This window comes from Methylobacterium sp. WL18, from assembly GCF_008040015.1.
Lineage (GTDB): Bacteria > Pseudomonadota > Alphaproteobacteria > Rhizobiales > Beijerinckiaceae > Methylobacterium > Methylobacterium mesophilicum.
This window is the reverse complement of sequence record NZ_VRVD01000672.1, coordinates 1-2,486: the sequence shown is the minus strand read 5'-3', so window position 1 is coordinate 2,486 and position 2,486 is coordinate 1. Positions and strand designations below refer to the sequence as shown.

At 74.1% G+C, this 2,486-nt stretch carries 3 protein-coding genes; all 3 read right to left on the bottom strand.

Going from position 1 to position 2,486, the window contains the following annotated elements; genetic code table 11:
- Positions 1 to 125 precede the first annotated feature (125 nt).
- The 3 genes from FV228_RS26770 to FV228_RS26760 all read right to left on the bottom strand — a co-directional run bounded on the left by FV228_RS26770 (position 126) and on the right by FV228_RS26760 (position 2,375).
- On the bottom strand, positions 126 to 668 hold the full coding sequence (locus FV228_RS26770) for a sigma-70 family RNA polymerase sigma factor (RefSeq protein ID WP_147857296.1): 543 nt from the start codon (positions 666 to 668) through the stop codon (positions 126 to 128).
- A 117-nt stretch (positions 669 to 785) separates the two neighbouring features.
- Complete coding sequence (gene argC, locus FV228_RS26765) at positions 786 to 1,736, bottom strand: N-acetyl-gamma-glutamyl-phosphate reductase (protein ID WP_147857295.1); 951 nt, start codon at positions 1,734 to 1,736, stop codon at positions 786 to 788.
- Positions 1,737 to 1,874: 138 nt separating this feature from the next.
- On the bottom strand, positions 1,875 to 2,375 hold the full coding sequence (locus FV228_RS26760) for a YidB family protein (protein ID WP_147857294.1): 501 nt from the start codon (positions 2,373 to 2,375) through the stop codon (positions 1,875 to 1,877).
- Between the last annotated feature and the right edge of the window lie 111 nt (positions 2,376 to 2,486).

Below are 2,486 nucleotides of genomic sequence, written 5' to 3'. Positions count from 1 at the left end.
GCGCTCGGCCCTGGCCCGGAGCTCGGGCTCGGCCGCGAGGCGCCGTTCCATGGCCAGCACCTCGCCCGGCGACAGCTCGCCGTCGGCGTAGGCGCAGAGCAGCACGAGGGTCTCGTCGCCGCCGGTCATCGCCCCTCCCCCGCGAGCCGTTCGAGCAGGTGCTGGCGCGCCCGCCCGAGCCGCGACATCACGGTCCCGATCGGCGCGCCCGTCACCTCGGCGATCTCCCGGTAGCTCAGGCCGTGGTACTCCCGCAGCACCAGCGTCTCGCGGAACGGGACCGGCAGCGCCTCGATCGCCCGGCCGAGCCGGCCGGCCTCGTCATGGGCGATGAGAGCCGCCTCGGGCGTCTCCGGCGCCTCGGCATGTACGGTCCCGACATCCAGGGCGGCGCGGGCCTCGGGGGCGAGGTCCTCGGCGAAGATCACCGCCCGGGGCCGGTGCCGCTGCAGCCACGAATAGCCGGTGTTGCGGACGATGGTCAGGAACCACGCCCGGGCGTTGCCTTCCGCGAAGGTCTCGATCGCCCGGTAGGCGCGCAGGCAGGCCTCCTGCATCACGTCCTCGGCGTCGGTGGCGTTGCCGGTGAGCCAATGCGCGAGCCGGTAGCCCTCATCGAGCCGGGGCAGGACGAGCTGGCTGAAGCGCGCGCGGGCGAGCGTCGTCATGCGCCGCCGCCCGCCGGGTCCGTGTCCTGCGCCGCCATCGGCCGCCCACCCCGCAGCTCCGCGCCTCGGAATGAGAACCGCCGGGCCGCCCCGGGTATTCCCGAGGTCGGCGAAAAATCAGGTGTCGAGCCCGAGCATCAGCCCGAGATTCTGCACCGCCGCCCCGGAGGCGCCCTTGCCGAGGTTGTCGAGGCGCGCCACCAGCACGGCCTGGCCGTGCTCGGACGAGCCGAACACCCGCAGCTCGAGCCGGTCGGTGTCGTTGAGATCCTCGGGCGTGATCTTCTCGCGATGCTGGCCGGTCTCGGCGCCGGTCAGCACCTGAACCAGCGGCTGGCCGGCGTACCAGTCGCGCAGGGCCGCCTCGAGGTCGCCGGCCGTGGGCTTGCCCGGCAGCGCGTCGAGGTGGAGCGGCACGCTCACCAGCATGCCCTGGCGGAAATTGCCCACCGACGGCACGAAGATCGGCCGCCGGGTGAGTCCGCTGTAGCGCTGCAGCTCCGGCACGTGCTTGTGGGCGAAGCCGAGGCCGTACAGCAGGAACGGCGCCGCGCCGCCCCGCTCGTACTCCTCGATCATGCCCTTGCCGCCGCCGCTGTAGCCGCTGACCGCGTTGACGCTGAGCGGGACATCCGCCGGGATCAGGCCGCCCTCGACCAGGGGACGCAGGAGCGCGATCCCGCCGGTGGGGTAGCAGCCGGGATTGGCCACGCGCCGGGCGCGGGCGACCGCGGCGCCCTGCTCCCGGGTCATCTCCGGGAAGCCGTAGGTCCAGCCGGGGGCGACCCGGTGGGCGGTGCTGGCGTCGAGGATGCGCGGGCCGCCCCCGGGCAGGCCGTCGGCGAGCGCCACCGTCTCGCGGGCGGCGTCGTCCGGCAGGCACAGGACCGCGAGATCGACCTCGGCGAGCAGCGCGCGCTTCGCCTCCGGATCCTTCCGGTGCTCGGGCGCGATGCTGCGCAGGGTCACGCGGCCGTCGCGCTCCAGGCGCTCGCGGATGCCGAGACCGGTCGTGCCGGCCTCGCCATCGATGAACACGATGGGCCGCGTCGCTGCTTCGCTCGCCATGATCCGCCTCTCAGGCCAGAATCACGCCTGGCCGTCAGGGTCTGGAGGTGACCATTGCGCGCACGCCTGTCAACGGCGGCGCCCGCATCGCCTCCGGCGCGGCAGCCGGGGTCGATGCGGGCGCGTGGTGTTCCGGCCTCAGGTCGGCAGGCGGCCGTCGGGCGAGTAGCGGTCGATCGCCGAGGGCAGCTCGCGGGACAGGCGCGCCAGGAGAGCCGCCCGGCTCAGGCCGGTCTGACGGGTGAGGTGGTCCAGGGTCTCGGGCCCGATGGCGCGCTCGAGGTCGGCCTCGGGGAGGTCGCGGTTGGTGCCGTGGTTGATCCACGAGGTGGCGGTCTCGCCGTGACCGCTCTTGGTGAAGTGGTCGACGAGTTCGCTGAGGCCGCTGGCGATCAGGCCGCCGACGCCGGCGGTCCCGGCGCCGCCCAGCAGGCCCGCGAGGCCGGAGAAATTCTCGAGCCCGCCGGTCCCGGAGGTCCCGGTTCCCGTCGGGGCCGTTTTCGGCACGGACGGCACCTGCGCCGGGCTGGTGCCGTGATCGTGGCCCTTCAGCAGTTCGGCGAGCTTGTCGCGGTTCTGGTAGCCGGCCACGGCCAGCAGGCCCAGCAGCGCGGTCATCGAGGGGTAACCCTTGCTCATTGGCGTGTCCTCTCGCGTATCCGCCCGTCATCGTGGAAGCGCGGGCCCCGGTCGGCGGATGCCGGGGCCCGTCGTGCGGATCTCAGCGGGGGCGGCGGGTCGGCGCGGCGG

Coding starts and splice junctions, on each gene's coding strand:
- FV228_RS26770 (WP_147857296.1), bottom strand. CDS start 668: ATGACGACGCTCGCCCGCGCGCGCTTCAGCCAGCTCGTCCTGCCCCGG.
- argC (WP_147857295.1), bottom strand. CDS start 1,736: ATGGCGAGCGAAGCAGCGACGCGGCCCATCGTGTTCATCGATGGCGAG.
- FV228_RS26760 (WP_147857294.1), bottom strand. CDS start 2,375: ATGAGCAAGGGTTACCCCTCGATGACCGCGCTGCTGGGCCTGCTGGCC.